Raw genomic sequence first — 17,157 nt, 5'->3', positions numbered from 1 at the left:
GAGCCCCGCATCGCGGAGGATCTTGTCGAGGACGTCCCGGTTGAAGTCGTTGCGGTACAGGATCCCCAGCTCGCTGCGCAGAGTGCGGACGTCCTCGATGATGTCCCGGGTGCGGGTCTCGCGCAGGGAGAACTCGTACTTCTCCCCCTCCGTGCTCCTGACCATCCGCACGAAGGCGTCGACGGCGAACGAGTAGTGCTGCGTGGACACTCCGAGCAGGCGACGCGACGGCGGCCGCCCCAGGTAGCGCTGCTCGAGGAGCGCCACCTGCTCGATGACCTGCCGGGCGTAGCCGAGGAACTCGGCACCGTCGGTGGTGAGGGCGACCCCGCGGGCGGAGCGGACGAGGAGGGCGCGCCCCACCCGGGTCTCGAGGTCCTTCATCGCCGCGGACATGGTCGGCTGAGCGACGTAGAGCAGGTCGGCCGCAGCGGAGATCGACCCCTCGGAGGCCACCTCGACGAAGTAGTGGAGCTGCTGGAGCGAGATCCCGCCCGTTCGTCGTGCCATAGGCCGGGACTATACCCCGGCATAGTCGCGCCGGATTCTTCGATGCCTACGGAGGACGGGCACTCTAGGTCCGCACGCTTCCTCAGGGCCGGTGCGGCCTGCTGATCATCGGATTGGGCGCTCATGGCGAACGACGTCACCTTCAGGATCACCACGACCTGCTTCGACGAGGACTACACCCCGTCGAGCAGCTCCCGGAGCACCACGAACTTCGCCAACCTCGCCCGGGGCGAGCACCGCAGGCAGAACCTCCGCAACGCCCTGACGATGATCGACCGCCGGTTCAACGACCTCGCCCACTGGGACAACCCCGGACGGGACCGCTACACCGTCCAGCTCGAGATCGTCTCGGTCGAGGTGCGATTCCCCGCCGAGGACGCGATCCGCGACTTCCCCCTCCTCGAGGTCCTCGACGTCCGGATCGTCGACAGGGTGACCGGTGTGCGCCACCACGGGATCGTCGGGAACAACTTCTCGTCCTACGTCCGCGACTTCGACTTCAGCGTGCGGCTGCCGGCCGCGAACAAGGGTGCGGAGGAGTTCACGGTTCCCGAGGACTTCGGCGATCTGCACGGCGCCCTGTTCCAGAGCTTCCTCGACTCCGACGCGTATCGGGAGCGCTTCTCGGCGCCGCCCGTCATCTGCATCAGCGTGTCGACGAGCAGGACCTACCACCGGACCCCGAACCACCACCCGATCCTCGGCGTGGAGTACCGACAGGACGAGCGGTCCCTGACCGACGAGTACTTCGGCCGGATGGGGATGCAGGTCCGGTACTTCCTGGCACCCGGCTCCGTCGCGCCGCTCGCGTACTACTTCCGCGGCGACCTGCTCAACGACCATTCGAACCTCCAGCTGATCGGCACGATCAGCACGATGGAGACGTTCCAGAAGATCTACCGCCCGGAGATCTACAACACGAACTCCGCGGCGGCGGACCTGTTCCGGCCGAGCCTCCAGCAGCAGGACTACTCGCGGACGCAGGTCGACTACGACCGCGCCGAACGCGATCGCCTCGCCGTCGAGCAGGGCGCCTACACGGCGGAGCGCTTCATCGAGCCGCACCGGGAGCTGCTGGACGCCTGGGCGGCGGAGCACCGGACCCCAGCCCGCTGATCAGAGAAGGATCGCCACCCGTGAACACTCTCCTGCCCACCTCCATCGCCGGCAGCCTGCCCAAGCCCTCCTGGCTCGCCGAGCCGGAGACGCTGTGGTCCCCCTGGAAGCTCGAGGGCGACGAGCTGGTCGAGGGCAAGCAGGACGCCCTGCGCATCGCCGCCCACGAGCAGCACCGACGCGGCATCGACATCATCAGCGACGGCGAGCAGACCCGGCAGCACTTCGTCACGACCTTCATCGAGCACCTCGCCGGAGTGGACCACGTGAACCGCGAGACGGTGCGGATCCGGGACCGGTACGACGCGAGCGTGCCGACCGTCGTCGGCGCCGTGAGCCGCGAACGGCCCGTGTTCGTCGACGACGCGGCGTTCCTCCGCCGGCACACGTCCCGGCCGATCAAGTGGGCCCTCCCCGGACCGATGACCATGATCGACACCCTCGCCGACCGCTACTACGGGAGCCGGGAGAAGCTGGCCTGGGAGTTCGCGACGATTCTGAACGAGGAGGCGAGGGAGCTCGAGGCCGCCGGGGTCGACATCATCCAGTTCGACGAGCCGGCGTTCACCGTCTTCCACGACGACGTGCGGGACTGGGGCGTCGCCGTCCTGGAGAGAGCGGCCGAGGGGCTGCGCGCCCGGACGGCCGTGCACATCTGCTACGGCTACGGGATCAAGGCGAACAACGACTGGAAGCAGACCCTCGGGCCGGAATGGCGCCAGTACGAGACGTCGTTCCCTCTCCTGCAGCGCTCCACCCTCGACATCGTGTCCCTCGAGTGCCACCACTCCCACGTCCCGATGGAGCTCCTCGAACTCCTCCGCGGCAAGAAGGTCATGCTCGGCGCGATCGACGTGGCGACCGAGACCGTCGAGACCCCGGAGGAGGTCGCCGACACCCTCCGCAGCGCACTCCGCTTCGTCGACGCGGCGGACCTCCTGCCGAGCTCGAACTGCGGCATGGCTCCCTTGCCTCGCGGGGTCGCCCACGGGAAGCTGAGCGCGCTGACCGCCGGCGCTGAGATCCTCCGCGCGGAACTCACCGCCTCGGCGTCCTGACCCGGGCGGGACCATCCGGCCGGCCGATCAGTCGATCGCGCGCGCCTCGGCCCGGCCGCCGAGCACGCGGACGCCGGTGGCCGGCTCGATCGGCCCGCCCAGCACTCCGGCGGTCGTCACGGCCTCCAGCACCGGTCCGTCCACGGCCACCGCGATCGGCCCGCCCGCGTGCGGTGCGGTCCACGGCTCCGAGCCGGCCCGCTCGAGCACGAGCTCGGAGCCGCTCCACACGAGCGCGGACGACGGGGCGATCTCGAGGCGGTCGCCCGGGGCCTCCGGCGTCCAGTCCAGGCGCACGGGGCCGTCCAGCGGACCCTCCGCCTCGACGGACCGGCCGCCCGCCCACGCCGGGTGCGGCAGCAGCACGAGGCGCTCGTCGCGGATCGCGAGCAGGTGCGGGAGGCTCAGCGCGCTGCTCCAGCCGGCCTCGGCGTCGGCGACACCGCGCATCCAGAACATCAGGCACGGCCGCCCGTCCTCGTCGCGGAAGAACGAGGGCGCGTAGTAGGAGTCGCCGAAGCTGAGCCGCCCCCAGTCGTGCGCCTCGAAGCGTCCGTCGGCGTAGTCGCCGATGCCGTAGGCCGCGTAGTGGAGGACGTCGTCGTCCCAGACGGAGCTGATCAGCACGTGCCGGCCGTCGACCTCGACCACCTGCGGGCACTCCCAGAGCGCGCCCGTCCACACGGGCTCGCGCTCGGCGGAGGAGCGGCGCGCGGCGACTCCGTCGTGCTGCCACGAGTCGAGGTCGCTCGACGTGTAGGTGATCGCCAGCGCCTCGCCCGCCGCGGTGCCCGCGCCGACGAACATGCGCCAGCCCTCGCCCTCGCGGAGCACGAAGGGGTCGCGGAACACGACCACGTCCGGGTCGGCGGGCGGCTCGACCAGCACGTCGCCCTTCACCCACTCGTTCCAGCTCTCGTCGACCGGCCGGGCGACGCGGACCCGACCGAGCGCGTAGTCCGCCTCGACGGTCGAGGTGTAGAGGATCCGCGCGCCGTCCTCGGCCACGACGAGGCTGCCCGTCCAGATGCCGCCGTCTCCGTCGCCGGGGGCGAGGGCGACGGGGCGGTGCTCCCAGTGCAGGAGGTCGGTCGCGACCGCGTGGCCCCAGTGGCAGTTCGGAGCCCAGACCGTGCTGTCCGGGACGTACTGGTGGAAGAGGTGGTAGCGGCCGTCGTGGAAGGTCAGGCCGTGCGGATCGTTGATCCAGCCGGACTCGGCGGTGAAGTGGATCCGCGGGCGGAGGGCGTCGGCGCGCTCGAGGCCGACGGAGGAGGTGCTGGTCATGATCGTGACAATACGTTTTGGCAAAACGTATTGTCAATCGTGCGCATCCGTTGCATGCTGTCGTCGTTCGGTCGCCTCGACGGCGGCCGCTCCCCCTCCCGCAGTGCTTTCGATTGGAGCCGAAGTGATGTCGCTTCGCAGACCTTCCCCCCGACCCGCCCGCCGCCTCCTCGTGATCGGCGCCGTCGCCCTGACCGCCACCACCGTCCTCGCCGGCTGCGGCGCCGGCGGCGGCACCGGCGCGTCCGGCGACGCCGACACCGTGACCGTCCTCGTCGAGGCCGGCGGCCACGGCGAGCTCCAGCCCATCGCCGACAAGTACACCGAGGAGACCGGCACCTCGATCGAGTTCGTCGAGCTCCCCTACGACGGTCTCTACAACCGCCTCAACAGCGAGTTCTCCTCGGGCAGCGTCTCGTTCGACGTCGCCGCGCTCGACGCGATCTGGCTGCCCGCGTTCGCCGGCGCCGTCACTCCGCTCGACGATCTCTACACCGACGAGGTCACGTCCGACCTGTTCCCCTCGCTCGTCTCCGAGGCGACCGTCGACGGCAGCAAGGTCGGCATGCCGGCCTGGACCAACTCCGAGATCCTCTACTACCGCAAGGACCTCTTCGAGGACGAGGCGCAGAAGACGGCCTTCAAGGCCGAGTACGGCTACGACCTCGTGCCGCCCACCACCTGGGAGCAGTACACCGACGCCGCCGAGTTCTTCACCCAGGACACCGACGGCGACGGCACGCCCGACCTCTACGGCACCGACGTCAAGGGCGCGGTCGAGACGGAGTGGCTCGCCACCCTGTCGCAGACCGGCGAGACCACCATGGTCACCGACACCGACGGCGCCGTCTCGCTCGGCGACGAGAACAGCAAGGAGGCGCTCGACTTCTACACGAGTCTCCTCCCCTACGCCCCGCCCGGAGCCGCGCAGCTCGACTGGGCCGGCGCGCAGAACCTCTTCAACCAGGGCAAGACCGCGATGATGCGCTTCTGGGCGCACGCCTACCGCCAGATCCCGGCCGACGCGGCCGTCGCCGGCAACGTGGGCGTCGCTCCGATGATCGGCGGCGAGGCCGGCCCCGCGGGCGTCCCCGGCGCCTGGTACCTCTCGGTCGCGAAGGCGAGCGAGAAGCAGGAGAAGGCGCTCGAGTTCGTGCAGTACGCCTTCGACAACAACGAGCTCAGCGCCGACACGAGCCTGGGCCTCGCCTCGCGCATCTCGGTGCTCGAGAAGTACTCCACCGTCGAGGGCTACGAGAACTACGGCCCCCTGCTCGAGACGCTCGAGTCGCCCGCCACGCTGCCCCGCCCCGCGGTCGCCGAGTGGCAGCAGATCGTCGACACCGTGCTCGTGCCGATGCTGCAGAAGGCCGTCGAGCCCGGAGCCGACAACCAGGCCCTGCTCGAGGACGCGAAGCAGCAGGTCGAGTCGCTGGTGGCCGAGTGACCTCCGCCACCGAGGTGAGCACCGCGCTCGGCGCCCGGTCGGGGACCTCCCCGGCCGGGCGCCGGCCCCCGCGCCGCGCCCTCACCGACCGCCGCTTCGCCGCCCTGCTGATGGTGCCGGCGGCCCTGTTCCTCGCCGCCTTCGTCGGCTGGCCGCTGCTGCAGTTCGTCGGCGACTCCTTCTTCGAGATCGACCCGATCGCCGGCAGCCGCGAGTTCGTGGGCCTGGGCAACTACCTCACCGCCTTCGGCTCGCCCGACTTCCTCAACGCCTCGTGGCGCACCCTCGTCTACACGATCGTGGTCGTGACGCTCGAGTTCGTGCTGGGCCTCGGAGTCGCGCTGCTGTTCACGGCGCTGGGCGACGCCTCGCGGGTCTTCCGCACGATCTTCCTGTACCCGCTGATGATCGCTCCGATCGTCGCCGGACTGCTCTGGCGCTTCCTCCTGATCGACAACTTCGGCATCGTCAACGAGGTCCTGAGCCGCGTCGGGATCCTGTCCTCGCCCGGTCAGATCGCCTGGCTGAGCGACCCGTCGATCGCGCTGTTCTCGGTCGCGATCCCGGACATCTGGCTGACCACCTCGTTCGTCACGCTGGTGCTGTTCGCGGGTCTCCAGAACATCCCCGGCGACGTGATCGAGGCCGCGCGCCTGGACGGCGCCCGCTACCCGGCGATCCTGTTCCGCATCGTCATCCCGCTGCTGCGGCCGGTGATCGCGGTCGCGCTGATCCTGCGCGGGATCGACGCCGCCCGGGCGTTCGACGTCATCCTCATCCAGACCAACGGCGGACCGCAGCAGAGCACCGAGACGATGTCGCTGCTGATCTACCGCACCATGATCCGGTTCGGCGATCCGGGACTCGCGAGCGCGATGGGCACGGTGTACCTCGTCGTCATGCTGACCGTCGCCCTCGTCGCGATCCTCACGATCTGGCGACCCGGAGGAGAGAGCACCTCGTGAACGGACTCGAAGCCACCCGCGTCGGCCCCCGCGCGATCATCTGGATCGCGCTCGCCCTCGCCGTCGTCCTCTACGGATTCCCGTTCGTCTACATGCTGCTGACGTCGCTCAAGACGCCGCTCGAGACGATCGCGGTCCCCCCGCGGATCCTGCCCACGCAGTGGACGCTCGACAACTACGTGGCGGCGCTCAGCCGCGACGGAGTCGTCGCCTCCTTCATCAACAGCATCGTGACCGCGGTCCTCAGCACCGCCGTCTCGCTCGTGCTGGCGATCCCCGCGGCCTACGCGGTGACCCGCTTCCGCACGCGGCTCGGGCGCATCTTCATCGTCGGCGCGCTCGTGATGCGGATGGTGCCGCCGATCGTCGTCGGCGCCCCGATGATCTCGATCTTCCGCACGCTCGGCATCGCCGACACCTCGCTCGCCCTGGCGATCGCCCACACCACGATCTCGCTCCCGCTCTCGATCTGGCTCATGTCGAGCTTCTTCGAGGCGGTCCCCGGCGAGCTCGAGGAGGCGGCGAAGATCGACGGAGCGTCGCGGCTCGGCGCCCTGTGGCGCGTCGTGATCCCGGTGACGGCGGGCGGAGTCGCGGTCACGGCGATCTTCGCGTTCCTCGCCTCGTGGAACGAGTTCCTCTTCGCGCTGCTGCTCACCGCGGTGCGCGCGCAGACGACTCCGATCGTCATCGCGAACTTCCAGACGCAGTTCGGACTCGACTGGGGCGCGATGACCGCGCTGGCCGTCCTCTACTCCCTCCCCGTGATCCTGCTCACGCTCGTGCTGCAGCGGCACATCGTGGCCGGGCTCACGCTGGGCGCGGTCAAGGGATGAGCGCGGCGATAGTCTCGACGTTCGAGCGATGAGGGATGTGGGAGACGTGACCCCTAAGGCAGTCGGCATCCGCGACGTCGCTCGCGAGGCGGGCGTCTCCGTGACCACCGTCTCCCACATCCTCAACGACGTGGAGTCGGCGCGCGCGAGCGACGAGACGCGCGAGCGGGTCCGCGCCACCGCGGCCCGTCTGGGCTACGGCGCCAACCGCATCGCGCGCAGCCTCCGCCGGCAGCGGACCGAGATGATCGGCCTGATCAGCGAGGAGATCGCGACCACTCCGCACGCCGGTCGCATCATCCTCGGCGCCCAGGAGGCCGCTCAGGCGCACGGGCTCACGCTCGTCGTGATCAACACGATGCGCGACTCCGGCGACCTCGGCGCCCCCATCCGGACCCTGATGGACAACCAGGTCGACGGCATCCTCTTCGCCACGATGTTCCACCGCGAGGTCTCGCTGCCGGAGTCGCTGCACGCGGTCCCGTCGGTGCTGATCGATGCGCGCGACACCGAGGGCCGGATCCCGTCGGCCGTCCCCGACGAGCTCGGCGGCGCGCGCGCGGCGGTCACCGAGCTCGTGCGCGCCGGGCACCGCCGGATCGGGTTCCTCACGAACCGCGACGACGTTCCCGCGACCCGGCTCCGCCTCCAGGCGTACCGCGAGGTGCTCGCCGAGGCGGGCATCGAGGTCGACGAGTCGCTGATCGTCGAGGAGGTCTCGGAGAGCCCGGGCGGCTACCGCGCCGGGAGCCTGCTCCTCGCCCGCCCCGACCGGCCCACCGCCCTCTTCTGCTACAACGACCGCATGGCGATGGGCGCGTACCGCGCGGCCGCCGAGCTGCACCTCGAGATCCCGCGCGACCTCTCCGTCGTCGGGTTCGACAACCAGGAGATCATCGCCGAGGGGCTCCACCCTCCGCTCACCACCGTCGCCCTGCCGCACTACGAGATGGGCGCCTGGGCGGTCGACACGCTCGTCCGGCTCATCGGCGGATCGGGCGAGGAGCTCCTCCTCGCCTCCCACCCGGTGCTGCTGCCCTGCCCGCTGGTGCCTCGCGACTCCGTGCAGGCACCCGCTCTCTGATCCGTCGCTCCTCCGCCCCGTCCGGGCGCGTCCTCCTTCGCGCCCTCATCCCTCGAAAGGCGTCATGTCCTCCTCCCTCTCCGCGCCCGTCCTCGTTCTGGGGGACGTCCTGATCGACGAGATGCGGGATCCCGCCGGCTCGATCGACGTCCCGGGCGGCTCCGCCCTCAACGTCGCGGTCGGCCTCGCCGTCCTCGGCACGCCGTCCCTGCTCGCGGGGATGGTCGGCGACGACGACGCCGGGCAGCTCCTGCGCGAGCACCTGCGTGCGCACGGCGTGCCCTTCCTCGCCACGCCGGCTCCGCGGGGCACGGGCCGGGCGGTGTCGGACCGGACCGACGGCGAGCCCCGGTACTCCTTCTCCGAGGCGTCGCGCTCGCGCACCCTCCTGCCGACCGACGAGCTGCGCGCCGCGGCCGCCCGCGCCGAGCGGATCGTCGTCAGCGGCTTCCCGTTCGACGACGCTGCCGAGGTGGCGACCCTCGAGGCCCTGGTGCCCGCGGGCACCCGGCTGGCGATCGACGCCAACCCGCGGCCCGGCCTGCTGCGCGACCGCGGCGCCTTCGCCGCGGGCCTCCTCGCGCTGTCAGCCCGCGCCGACCTGGTGAAGGTGGGAGCGGAGGACGCCGAGCTGGTCTTCGGCACGGGCCTGGCGGAGGCGACGGAGCGGATCCTCGCGGCCGGCGCCTCCGCGGTGCTCGAGACCGCGGGCCCGCTCGGTGCCGTGCTCGTGCGGCGGACGGGGCGCGTCTCGGTGCCGATCGCCGGCGCGCCGGGCCCGGTCGTGGACACGATGGGCGCGGGCGACGCGACGTTCTCGGCGGTCGTCGCCGGGCTGGACGAGCCGGATGCGGACCCCGCCGCGGTGCTGACGCGGGCGATGGCGGTCGCCGCGGCGACCATCCGCTCGGCCGGCGGGCTGCTGCGGCTGCCGGTCTGACGAGGCCACGGAGGGAGGTTCGACGTCCCTTCGCAACCGGATCCCCTGCAGCCTCCCGAGACCAGGATCGAGCTCCGCCTCCCGCGCAGCCCCGGGTGAGCGTCCCCTCGCGCGGAAAGAACGGCGTCCGAGGACGTTGTCCACAGCCCTGCGCGGAAGGCGAGGCTACAGTCCTAGGCTCTCTCCTCATGACAGGGAAGCCGACGGCGCGCCTCTACGTCGACGGGTTCAACCTCTACCGTCGCGCCCTCGACGACAAGCCGCATCTGAAGTGGCTCGATCTGCGGGCGCTCGGCCAGGCGATCATGCCCGACCACGAGGTCACTTTCGTCCGCTACTTCACGGCGAACGTGCGCCCCGGAATGTCGGTCGACGTCCAGGCACCCGTCCGGCAGCAGACGTACCTCCGCGCACTCGGCACCGACTCGGCGGTGTCGATCCATCACGGGAGGTTCCGCAACGACAACCGATGGATGGACTCCGTCCCCCTCACGGTCGATCCGCTGACGGGGCGGTACGTGAAGGTCAAGGTGCGCAAGGTGGAGGAGAAGGGCTCGGACGTGCATCTGGCTGCTCGGATGATCTCCGATGCCCATCGATCACTGGCCGACATCTACGTGCTCCTCTCGAACGACTCCGACCAGGTGCCTCCACTCGAGATCCTGCGCGAGTCGGGTCACGAGTTCGGCATCATCTTCCCGATGGCGTCGGCGCGGAGCTCGAAGGAACTGGTCAGGACCGCGCCGGCCTTCATCGGGCACATCACGGACGCCGTACTGGCGGCGTCGCAGTTCCCCGCGCAGCTCGTCGACAGCCGAGGCCGAGCCTTCCACCGTCCGGCGGCGTGGACCTGAGGAGGACGCGTGAATGCCGAAGGCCCCGCCGAAGCGGGGCCTTCTAACCGGTAACCGAAGTATCCGGGGGTGTTCATCCATGGTAGACCCCGGTTCGCCGAACAACGTCTCCGCGCCGCGAACGGGACCGATTCGCGCTCGCTCCCTGCTGATCCCCTCGAGCGGCCAGCTGCCGAACGGGGGGCGGGCAGTTCCGTTCCCGCCCTGGAACGCGCCAAGACCCGCGGGTACGCTGGAACGGCGAGGCGTGGACCCGGCGCTCTCCGCACCCCTCCCACTTCCCGATCCGCTCGCGGTCGGCAAGGCGACTCTCCCGAAGGGACCTCACCATGTCCGATCCTGACCGGATCCCCTCTGCGCTCTCGCGGCGCTCGCTCGTCAGCGGCACCGTCCTGGGCCTCGGCGCGGCGCTGACCTTCGCCACGCCCGCCTCCGCGGCGCCGAACTACAGCAAGGTGCCCAAGCTCCCCGGTGAGATCGGACGCGCCGACACCGTCACGTCGCGCTTCGGGAAGAAGAAGTACGAGGTCATCGACGTCGTGATCTCGGGTGACCGCACGCGCCTCTTCGTCCCGCACGCGACGGCGCCCAGCCTGACCCGCGGCTCGGCGTTCCTCTGGTACTACCACGCGAACGGGAGCAGCTACGCGGCTCTGTCGGGCGCGTTCCAGTACACCGCCGACCAGGCCGTGGACCAGGGCATGGTCTGCATCTGCCCGAACTACGGCGGCAGCGTCTGGACCAGCGAGACGGCCCTGCAGGCGCAGCGGAACGCGACCGCCTACGTCCAGAAGCTCTGGAAGGTGTCCGTCTCGTTCCTCCGCTCGAACTCCGGCGGCGGTGCGCTGCTCTGCTACGCGTACGGCAAGCGGATGGTCCCCAACATCCGCGGCGCGTACCACGCCAGCGGTGTGTACGACATGGAGGACGTCCTCCTCCGCAGGCCCGAGAGCGTGCTGCCGGCCTACGGCAACGACCCGGCCAAGGTGAAGGCGACCAACCCGATCTACCTGCCGCAGTCGGTCTGGGCGAAGACGCGCCTGCGCATCAGCGGCTCGCCCGAGGACCAGGTCGTCCCCTACGAGAAGCACTCGGCCCGCCTCTACCGCCGCGCACTGCCGGTCGCCAAGGAGGTGTCGCTCCTGTCGCACTCGGGCGAGGGCGGGCAGTACGGCCACGTGGTGCCGTCGCAGACCAATAAGGACATGCTCGTCACGTTCCAGCGCTGGATGACCGAGGGCCCGGCCTGACGCTGAGCGGAGTCCGGGCGCCGGACTCCGCGATCGCAACGAAGGAAGGATGCTCTCGAGCGGGCGGCGGGGACGCGTGTCCACGCCACCGCTCGATCGTCCTTCCTTCGTTGTGAACCTCAGCCCTCCGCGATCGGCTCCACTCAGGGCGCACTCGCTACTCTCGTGATCCGACGACGAGGAGAGGCATCGGATGCTGGAGACGATCCTCGAGGCGGTGTCGCTGACCGCGGCTCCGCTCGGCCTCCTGTTCCTCCTCGCGGCGTTCGTCGCGGCGCTGATCGACGGGCGCTGGCTGCCGACGACCGCGTACCTCGAGGACGGGCCCCCGCGCTCTCTGCACTGGGTGACGCGCGCCGGCGAGGTGCGCTCGCATCCGCTGACCCCGGGCGACCACCTCGCGCCCGTCGGATCCGACCAGCGGGAGGTGCACTACCGCGAGGAGGACCCCGAGCGGATCCGGCTGCACCGCTGGAGCGACGCCGTGCGGGCGCTGCGGTTGACGGGCCTGATCCTCTTCGGGGCCGGTGTCGTGCTCGGGATCCTCTCGACGCTCCTGTCCCTCGTCGCCTCGTGACCTCTCGACGCACTCCCGCCCGGGCGGCCGGCGTGCTGTGGCTGCTCGGCGCCGTCGTCTACGTCGGCGGCGAGGCGATCGCGGCGGCCGCGTTCCCCGGCTACAGCTACGCCGCGAACTACATCAGCGACCTCGGAGTCCCCGACGTCGAGATCTACCAGGGACGCGCGATCGACTCGCCGCTGAGCGCCGTGATGAACTCGGCCTTCGCGCTGCAGGGCCTGCTCTACCTCGCCGCGGCGATCCTCACCGCGCGCGCCGTGCCCGGCGGGCGGTGGCGCGCGCTCCTCGCTCCCGCGGCCGCCTTCGCCGTCGGCAGCGCGCTGATCGGAGTCGTGCACGGGAGCCGGGCGAGCGCCGAGAGCGGGATCGGCTGGGTGCACGTGCTCGGGGCGGCCCTCGCGATCATCGGAGGGAACGCCGCGTCGATCGCCGCCGGCCCGACCGCCCGCCGCCACGCGCTGCCCCGGGCCTACGCGATCGCGAGCAGCGCGCTCGGCGCCGTCGGGCTCGCGGCCCTGATCCTGCTCCGGATCGACTCGGGGACGACCGGCTTCGACCTGCTGCCCGACGGGGCCTGGGAGCGCCTCGCGGTGTACTCGATCACGGCGTGGCAGGTGCTGACGGGGGTCGCGCTGCTCCGGAGGCGCCCCCCGGGGACGGACGACGACGGACGGCGCGCGCGCACCGGATGACGCTCCCGCCTCTCGCCCGGACCCGGCTCGGGCGGCTGGGCGAGTCGACGCGGAACGGGCGATCGACCTGACGCAGAGCCCCGTTCGCGGCCACTCACGGTGCGCGCACCTCGCGAGTGGACGCGGAACGGGCGCTGAACCCGCCGCAGGGCCCGATCCGCGCCCCATCGTGGCGGGTCGAAGGACGCCGCCGACCTCCTGCCGATTCGTTCTTGACGGCGGCGGGACGCGTGTGTACGGTCCAGTTATACGAATAACGAGGACCACGAGGAGGTGGACATGGCTCGACGCACCGCGACGATGCGGCAGGTGGCGGAACGTGCCGGCGTCTCGCAGGCGACCGTGTCCCTCGTGCTCAACAACGCTCCGAGCAACCGCGTGACCGAGGCCACCCGCGTCCGCGTGATGGAGGCGGTCGCCGCCCTCGACTACCGCACGAACGCGTTCGCGAAGTCCCTCCGCAGCGGGCAGTCCGGCATCGTCGGGTTCGTCTCGGACGAGGTCGCCAGCTCGCCGTTCGCCGGTCGCCTGCTCAAGGGCGCGCAGATGCAGGCCTGGGAGAGCGGGCACATCATCCTCAGCGTCGACACCTTCGGCGAGCAGGCCCTCGAGGCGTCGGCGATCGACATGATGCTGTCGTACCGGGTGCTCGGCGTCATCTACGCCTCGATGTACCACCAGGTCCTCGAGGTCCCGGAGGCGCTCGCCGGCGTCCCCACGGTCGTCGCGAACGCCCAGTCGCTGGGCGGCCGCTTCTCGAGCGTCTTCCCGGACGAGGTGGACGGCGGCTACGTCGCCACCCGCCAGCTGATCGAGGCGGGCCACGAGCGGATCGGCTACATCGACATCCAGCCGCCCGAGAGCACGCTCCCCGCCGGCATCGGCCGGCGCGAGGGCTACCGCCGCGCGCTCGAAAACGCCGGCCTCGCCGCCGACCCCCGGCTCGTCCGGTACGGATCGGGCGTCGTCGAGGACGGGCTCGCGCTCACCGCTGAGCTGCTCGACGAGCACGACGCCCCCACCGCGATCTTCTGCGGCAACGACCGCACGGCCTGGGGCGCCTACCGCACCCTCGAGGCCCGCGGACTGCGGGTCCCCCACGACGTCTCGATCGTCGGCTTCGACGACCAGGACACGGTCGCCCCCTACCTCGACCCCGGCCTGACGACCATGGCGCTGCCCTACGAGCGCATGGCCAGAGAGGCCGTCTCCCTCCTCCTCGCGGAGAACCGCGAGGAGCCCCGACCCCATCCCCTCGAATGCTCACCGGTCCTCCGCGGATCGGTGGCGAGTGCAAAGGTGCGCGCATGACGGCAACGCAGTCCCACGCCCGGGTCGCCCGACCCCGGCGCCTCCTGAGTCCGAGGCAGCGCCTCGGCTCGCATCTCCGTCGAGCCCTGCGATCCTGGCAGTTATACGTACTACTGACTCCCGCCGTCGTCTTCGTCCTGCTCTTCAAGTACTGGCCGATGTACGGCGCGCAGATCGCCTTCCGCGACTACAACCCGTCGCTGGGCTTCTCGGGGAGCCCGTGGGTGGGCCTGGACAACTTCACGCGTTTCGTGACGTCGTTCCAGTTCGGGCGGCTCATCGAGAACACGCTCACGGTCAACGCGCTCGGCCTGCTGATCGCGTTCCCGGTGCCGATCGTGCTGGCGCTGATCGTGAACCAGCTGCAGAGCGAGCGGTTCAAGAAGTTCACCCAGACCGTCCTCTACTCGCCGTCGTTCATCTCGGTCGTGGTCGTGGTCGGCATGATCCACCTGCTCTTCTCGCCCCGCTCCGGCATCGTGAACAGCGCGATCGTGGCGCTCGGCGGCGAACCGGTGTTCTTCATGGGGTCGCCGGAGTGGTTCCGGCCCCTCTACATCGGCTCCGACATCTGGCAGAACGCCGGCTTCTCGATGATCGTCTACCTCGCCGCGCTGACGGCGATCGACCCGGCGCTCCACGAGGCCGCGCGCGTCGACGGTGCCAGCAAATGGCAGCGGATCCGGCACATCGACATCCCCGGCATCATGCCGGTGATCACGATCCTGTTCATCCTCGCCATCGGCAACCTCTTCAACCTCGGCTTCGAGAAGGTGCTGCTCATGCAGACCGACCTCAACCTGCCGACCTCCGAGGTCATCCAGACCTACGTCTACAAAGCGGGCCTGCAGCAAGCGCAGTTCAGCTACTCGGCCGCGATCGGCCTGTTCAACTCCCTGATCAACCTCGTCCTGCTGGCGACCTTCAACTGGGTCGCACGCCGGGCGGGCCAATCGAGCCTTTGGTGATGACGCCATGACCCAGACCATCCACACCGAGCCCGCCCGCCCCCGGACGGCACCGTCGGCCCGCAGACAGCCCGCCCCTCCGACCCGCGGACGCTTCGCGGACCCCGTCTTCAACACCGTCGCGATCACCGTGCTGCTCCTCGCGGTCGTCGCGATCATCTACCCGATGTACTTCATCGTCATCGCGTCGTTCAGCGAGCCGTCCCAGATCCTCAACGGGAACGTCTGGCTCTGGCCCGAGGGCTTCACGCTCGAGGGCTACGCCCGGATCTTCTCGGACGGGGCGATCTGGCAGGGCTTCGGCAACTCGGTCCTCTACACGGTCGTCGGCACCGCGATCAGCGTCGCGACCATCCTCTGCGCCGCCTACGCGCTGTCGCGGAAGGACCTCTACGGGAGGACCTTCTTCCTCCTGCTGTTCATCATCACGATGTTCATCGACGGAGGCCTGATCGCCCGCTACCTCGTGGTGCGCGACCTGGGACTGCTCGACAGCATCTGGGCGGTGGTCCTGCCGGGAGCGGTCGGCGTCTGGAACCTGATCATCGCCCGCTCCTTCTTCGAGAACAACGTTCCCGGGGAGCTGCGGGACGCGGCGCAGATGGACGGCGCGAGCGACTTCCGCTTCTTCTTCAGCATCGTCCTGCCGCTGTCGAAGCCCCTGATCTTCCTGATGATCATGATCCACCTCGTGGCCAACTGGAACGCCTTCTTCGACGCCCTCATCTACCTCGACGACGAGAGCAAGTACCCGCTCCAGCTGGTGCTGCGCAACGTCCTCATCCAGTCCGAGGTCACGTCCGCCGGCGGCTCGGGGGCGATGGACTCCTACGCCGCGGCGCAGCGCCTGGGCGAGCTGATCAAGTACGGAATGATCGTCGTCTCGACGATCCCCCTCCTGATCGTGCTGCCGTTTATGCAGAAGCACTTCACCAAGGGCGCCCTCCTCGGCGCCGTGAAGAGCTGACCCCTCCCTCCGCACCACCCGCGGCTCCGCCGTTCCCTCCTGCTGCCTCGCAGCACCCTCCCGCGACCCCGTCGCACCCTCACACGAGAGAGATCACACCGATGAGACACCGCAGTTTCCTCACCCTCACCGCCCTCGGCCTGTCCGGGAGCCTCCTGCTCGCCGGCTGCACGGGCGGCGGCGCCTCCGACCCGGTCGAGGACCGCTCCGCCGAGGTCGGCTTCCGCGAGACCGGCCTGCCGATCGTCGACGAGAAGCTGTCGCTGACCTTCGGCGGCACGAAGTCGGCGCTCGCCCCCGAGTACTCGACCATGCAGCTCGTGGAGCAGTGGGAGGCGGACACGAATATCGCCATCGAGTGGAAGAACCTGCCCGAGCAGGTCTACGCCGAGAAGAAGAACCTCCTCCTCGCCAGCGACGACGTGCCGAACGTGCTCTTCAACTCCGGGCTCACCGACGCCGAGATCGTGCAGTACGGCGAGAACGGCACCCTCCTGCCGCTCGAGGACCTGATCGAGGAGCACGCGCCCACCCTCTCGGGGATCCTCGACGAGCGGCCGGACATCCGCGCCGCCCTGACCGCCTCCGACGGGCACATCTACACGCTGCCCTCGGTCGAGGAGCTCGGGATCCTGCAGTACCCGAACTTCCTCTTCATCAACACGGCCTGGCTCCAGAAGCTCGGCATCCCGATGCCGACCACGATCGAGGAGTACCGCGCCGCCCTCGAGGCGTTCGCGACCCAGGACCCGAACGGGAACGGCGAGGCCGACGAGCTGCCGCTGTCGTTCCGCACCGACTCCTTCTGCGCGAACCCGCACGACCTGATCGCCGCGCTCGGCGGCCAGCCCGAGAACAACGACCACCGCATCGTCGTCGACGGCGAGGTGCAGTTCACCGCCGACACCGACGGCTACAAGCAGGGCGTCGAGGCCCTGGCCGACTGGTACGCCGACGGCCTCATCGACCCGGAGTCGTTCTCGCAGGACGACGTCGCGTACCTCTCGAAGGGCAAGGCCGACACCGAGATCCTCGGCTCGTTCTTCTGGTGGGAGGCGAAGGAGATGATCGGCGAGGACCGCCTCGGCGACTACGCCGTGCTCGGTGTGCTCGAGGGCGTCGACGGGGTGAAGCGCGCCAGCGTCACCAGCAACCAGGAGATCAACCGCGGAGCGATGGCGATCACCCGCTCCAACGAGTACCCCGCCGCCACCATGCGCTGGGCGGACCGCCTCTTCGACCCCGAGATGAGCGCCCAGACCAGCTGGGGCCCGATCGGAACGACGCTCGAG

General features: G+C 70.2%; 17 protein-coding genes. 15 read left to right on the top strand and 2 right to left on the bottom strand.

Annotated elements, in window-relative coordinates:
* Nucleotides 1-510: LysR family transcriptional regulator (locus ASF46_RS19820; RefSeq protein ID WP_235577021.1), on the bottom strand; the 510-nt coding region annotated here is incomplete at its 3' end.
* A gap of 123 nt (nucleotides 511-633) precedes the next feature.
* Here ASF46_RS19820 and ASF46_RS18315 point away from each other — a divergent pair.
* Together ASF46_RS18315 and ASF46_RS18310 are read left to right on the top strand one after the other, a co-directional pair.
* Entirely contained in the window at nucleotides 634-1,626 is a 993-nt protein-coding gene (locus ASF46_RS18315; protein WP_056868942.1) for a putative oxygenase MesX, read from the top strand.
* Between the two features lie 20 nt (nucleotides 1,627-1,646).
* Nucleotides 1,647-2,684, top strand: a complete 1,038-nt coding sequence (locus tag ASF46_RS18310) for a methionine synthase (protein ID WP_056868941.1) — start codon at nucleotides 1,647-1,649, stop codon at nucleotides 2,682-2,684.
* Nucleotides 2,685-2,711: 27 nt separating this feature from the next.
* Here ASF46_RS18310 and ASF46_RS18305 read toward each other — a convergent pair whose 3' ends face one another.
* Nucleotides 2,712-3,971, bottom strand: coding sequence for a glycoside hydrolase family 32 protein (locus ASF46_RS18305; protein ID WP_056868940.1), 1,260 nt, complete (start codon nucleotides 3,969-3,971; stop codon nucleotides 2,712-2,714).
* Between the two features lie 127 nt (nucleotides 3,972-4,098).
* Here ASF46_RS18305 and ASF46_RS18300 point away from each other — a divergent pair, with 127 nt between their 5' ends.
* The 13 genes from ASF46_RS18300 to ASF46_RS18240 all read left to right on the top strand — a co-directional run.
* Nucleotides 4,099-5,418, top strand: coding sequence for an ABC transporter substrate-binding protein (locus ASF46_RS18300; RefSeq protein WP_082485662.1), 1,320 nt, complete (start codon nucleotides 4,099-4,101; stop codon nucleotides 5,416-5,418).
* A 110-nt stretch (nucleotides 5,419-5,528) separates the two neighbouring features.
* Nucleotides 5,529-6,383: a carbohydrate ABC transporter permease gene (locus ASF46_RS18295; protein WP_055788668.1), complete on the top strand. Its 855-nt coding sequence runs from the start codon at nucleotides 5,529-5,531 to the stop codon at nucleotides 6,381-6,383.
* A complete protein-coding gene (locus ASF46_RS18290; protein WP_056868938.1) occupies nucleotides 6,380-7,219 on the top strand; it encodes a carbohydrate ABC transporter permease in 840 nt (279 codons plus the stop codon). Before ASF46_RS18295 ends, ASF46_RS18290 begins: the two co-directional genes overlap by 4 nt.
* A 46-nt stretch (nucleotides 7,220-7,265) precedes the next feature.
* Entirely contained in the window at nucleotides 7,266-8,303 is a 1,038-nt protein-coding gene (locus ASF46_RS18285) for a LacI family DNA-binding transcriptional regulator (protein WP_200919768.1), read from the top strand.
* Nucleotides 8,304-8,367: 64 nt separating this feature from the next.
* The gene (locus ASF46_RS18280; RefSeq protein WP_056868936.1) at nucleotides 8,368-9,243 is read left to right on the top strand and encodes a carbohydrate kinase family protein; all 876 of its coding nucleotides are present in this window, start codon (nucleotides 8,368-8,370) and stop codon (nucleotides 9,241-9,243) included.
* Between the two features lie 188 nt (nucleotides 9,244-9,431).
* Nucleotides 9,432-10,097 (top strand): NYN domain-containing protein, encoded by a 666-nt coding sequence (locus tag ASF46_RS18275; protein WP_056868935.1) that lies wholly within the window; start codon nucleotides 9,432-9,434, stop codon nucleotides 10,095-10,097.
* A gap of 329 nt (nucleotides 10,098-10,426) precedes the next feature.
* Nucleotides 10,427-11,347 (top strand): alpha/beta hydrolase family protein, encoded by a 921-nt coding sequence (locus ASF46_RS18270; RefSeq protein WP_056868934.1) that lies wholly within the window; start codon nucleotides 10,427-10,429, stop codon nucleotides 11,345-11,347.
* 193 nt (nucleotides 11,348-11,540) lie between these two features.
* Nucleotides 11,541-11,924, top strand: coding sequence for a hypothetical protein (locus ASF46_RS18265; RefSeq protein WP_056868933.1), 384 nt, complete (start codon nucleotides 11,541-11,543; stop codon nucleotides 11,922-11,924).
* The gene (locus ASF46_RS18260) at nucleotides 11,921-12,619 is read left to right on the top strand and encodes a DUF998 domain-containing protein (protein WP_056868932.1); all 699 of its coding nucleotides are present in this window, start codon (nucleotides 11,921-11,923) and stop codon (nucleotides 12,617-12,619) included. The genes ASF46_RS18265 and ASF46_RS18260 overlap by 4 nt, the downstream gene beginning before the upstream one ends.
* Nucleotides 12,620-12,898: 279 nt before the next feature.
* Nucleotides 12,899-13,930, top strand: a complete 1,032-nt coding sequence (locus ASF46_RS18255; RefSeq protein WP_056868931.1) for a LacI family DNA-binding transcriptional regulator — start codon at nucleotides 12,899-12,901, stop codon at nucleotides 13,928-13,930.
* Nucleotides 13,927-14,898: an ABC transporter permease gene (locus ASF46_RS18250; protein WP_056868930.1), complete on the top strand. Its 972-nt coding sequence runs from the start codon at nucleotides 13,927-13,929 to the stop codon at nucleotides 14,896-14,898. The genes ASF46_RS18255 and ASF46_RS18250 overlap by 4 nt, the downstream gene beginning before the upstream one ends.
* 7 nt (nucleotides 14,899-14,905) lie before the next feature.
* A complete protein-coding gene (locus tag ASF46_RS18245) occupies nucleotides 14,906-15,865 on the top strand; it encodes a carbohydrate ABC transporter permease (protein WP_056868929.1) in 960 nt (319 codons plus the stop codon).
* Nucleotides 15,866-15,966: 101 nt separating this feature from the next.
* Nucleotides 15,967-17,157: extracellular solute-binding protein (locus tag ASF46_RS18240; RefSeq protein ID WP_235577020.1), on the top strand; the 1,191-nt coding region annotated here is incomplete at its 3' end.

The organism is Rathayibacter sp. Leaf296, assembly GCF_001423045.1.
Classification (GTDB): Bacteria; Actinomycetota; Actinomycetes; order Actinomycetales; family Microbacteriaceae; genus Rathayibacter; species Rathayibacter caricis.
Note: the sequence above shows the minus strand (reverse complement) of the source record. Positions and strands in the feature narration are given on the sequence as shown.

Coding starts and splice junctions, on each gene's coding strand:
- ASF46_RS18315 (WP_056868942.1), top strand. CDS start 634: ATGGCGAACGACGTCACCTTCAGGATCACCACGACCTGCTTCGACGAG.
- ASF46_RS18305 (WP_056868940.1), bottom strand. CDS start 3,971: ATGACCAGCACCTCCTCCGTCGGCCTCGAGCGCGCCGACGCCCTCCGC.
- ASF46_RS18300 (WP_082485662.1), top strand. CDS start 4,099: ATGTCGCTTCGCAGACCTTCCCCCCGACCCGCCCGCCGCCTCCTCGTG.
- ASF46_RS18295 (WP_055788668.1), top strand. CDS start 5,529: ATGGTGCCGGCGGCCCTGTTCCTCGCCGCCTTCGTCGGCTGGCCGCTG.
- ASF46_RS18280 (WP_056868936.1), top strand. CDS start 8,368: ATGTCCTCCTCCCTCTCCGCGCCCGTCCTCGTTCTGGGGGACGTCCTG.
- ASF46_RS18275 (WP_056868935.1), top strand. CDS start 9,432: ATGACAGGGAAGCCGACGGCGCGCCTCTACGTCGACGGGTTCAACCTC.
- ASF46_RS18270 (WP_056868934.1), top strand. CDS start 10,427: ATGTCCGATCCTGACCGGATCCCCTCTGCGCTCTCGCGGCGCTCGCTC.
- ASF46_RS18265 (WP_056868933.1), top strand. CDS start 11,541: ATGCTGGAGACGATCCTCGAGGCGGTGTCGCTGACCGCGGCTCCGCTC.
- ASF46_RS18255 (WP_056868931.1), top strand. CDS start 12,899: ATGGCTCGACGCACCGCGACGATGCGGCAGGTGGCGGAACGTGCCGGC.
- ASF46_RS18250 (WP_056868930.1), top strand. CDS start 13,927: ATGACGGCAACGCAGTCCCACGCCCGGGTCGCCCGACCCCGGCGCCTC.
- ASF46_RS18245 (WP_056868929.1), top strand. CDS start 14,906: ATGACCCAGACCATCCACACCGAGCCCGCCCGCCCCCGGACGGCACCG.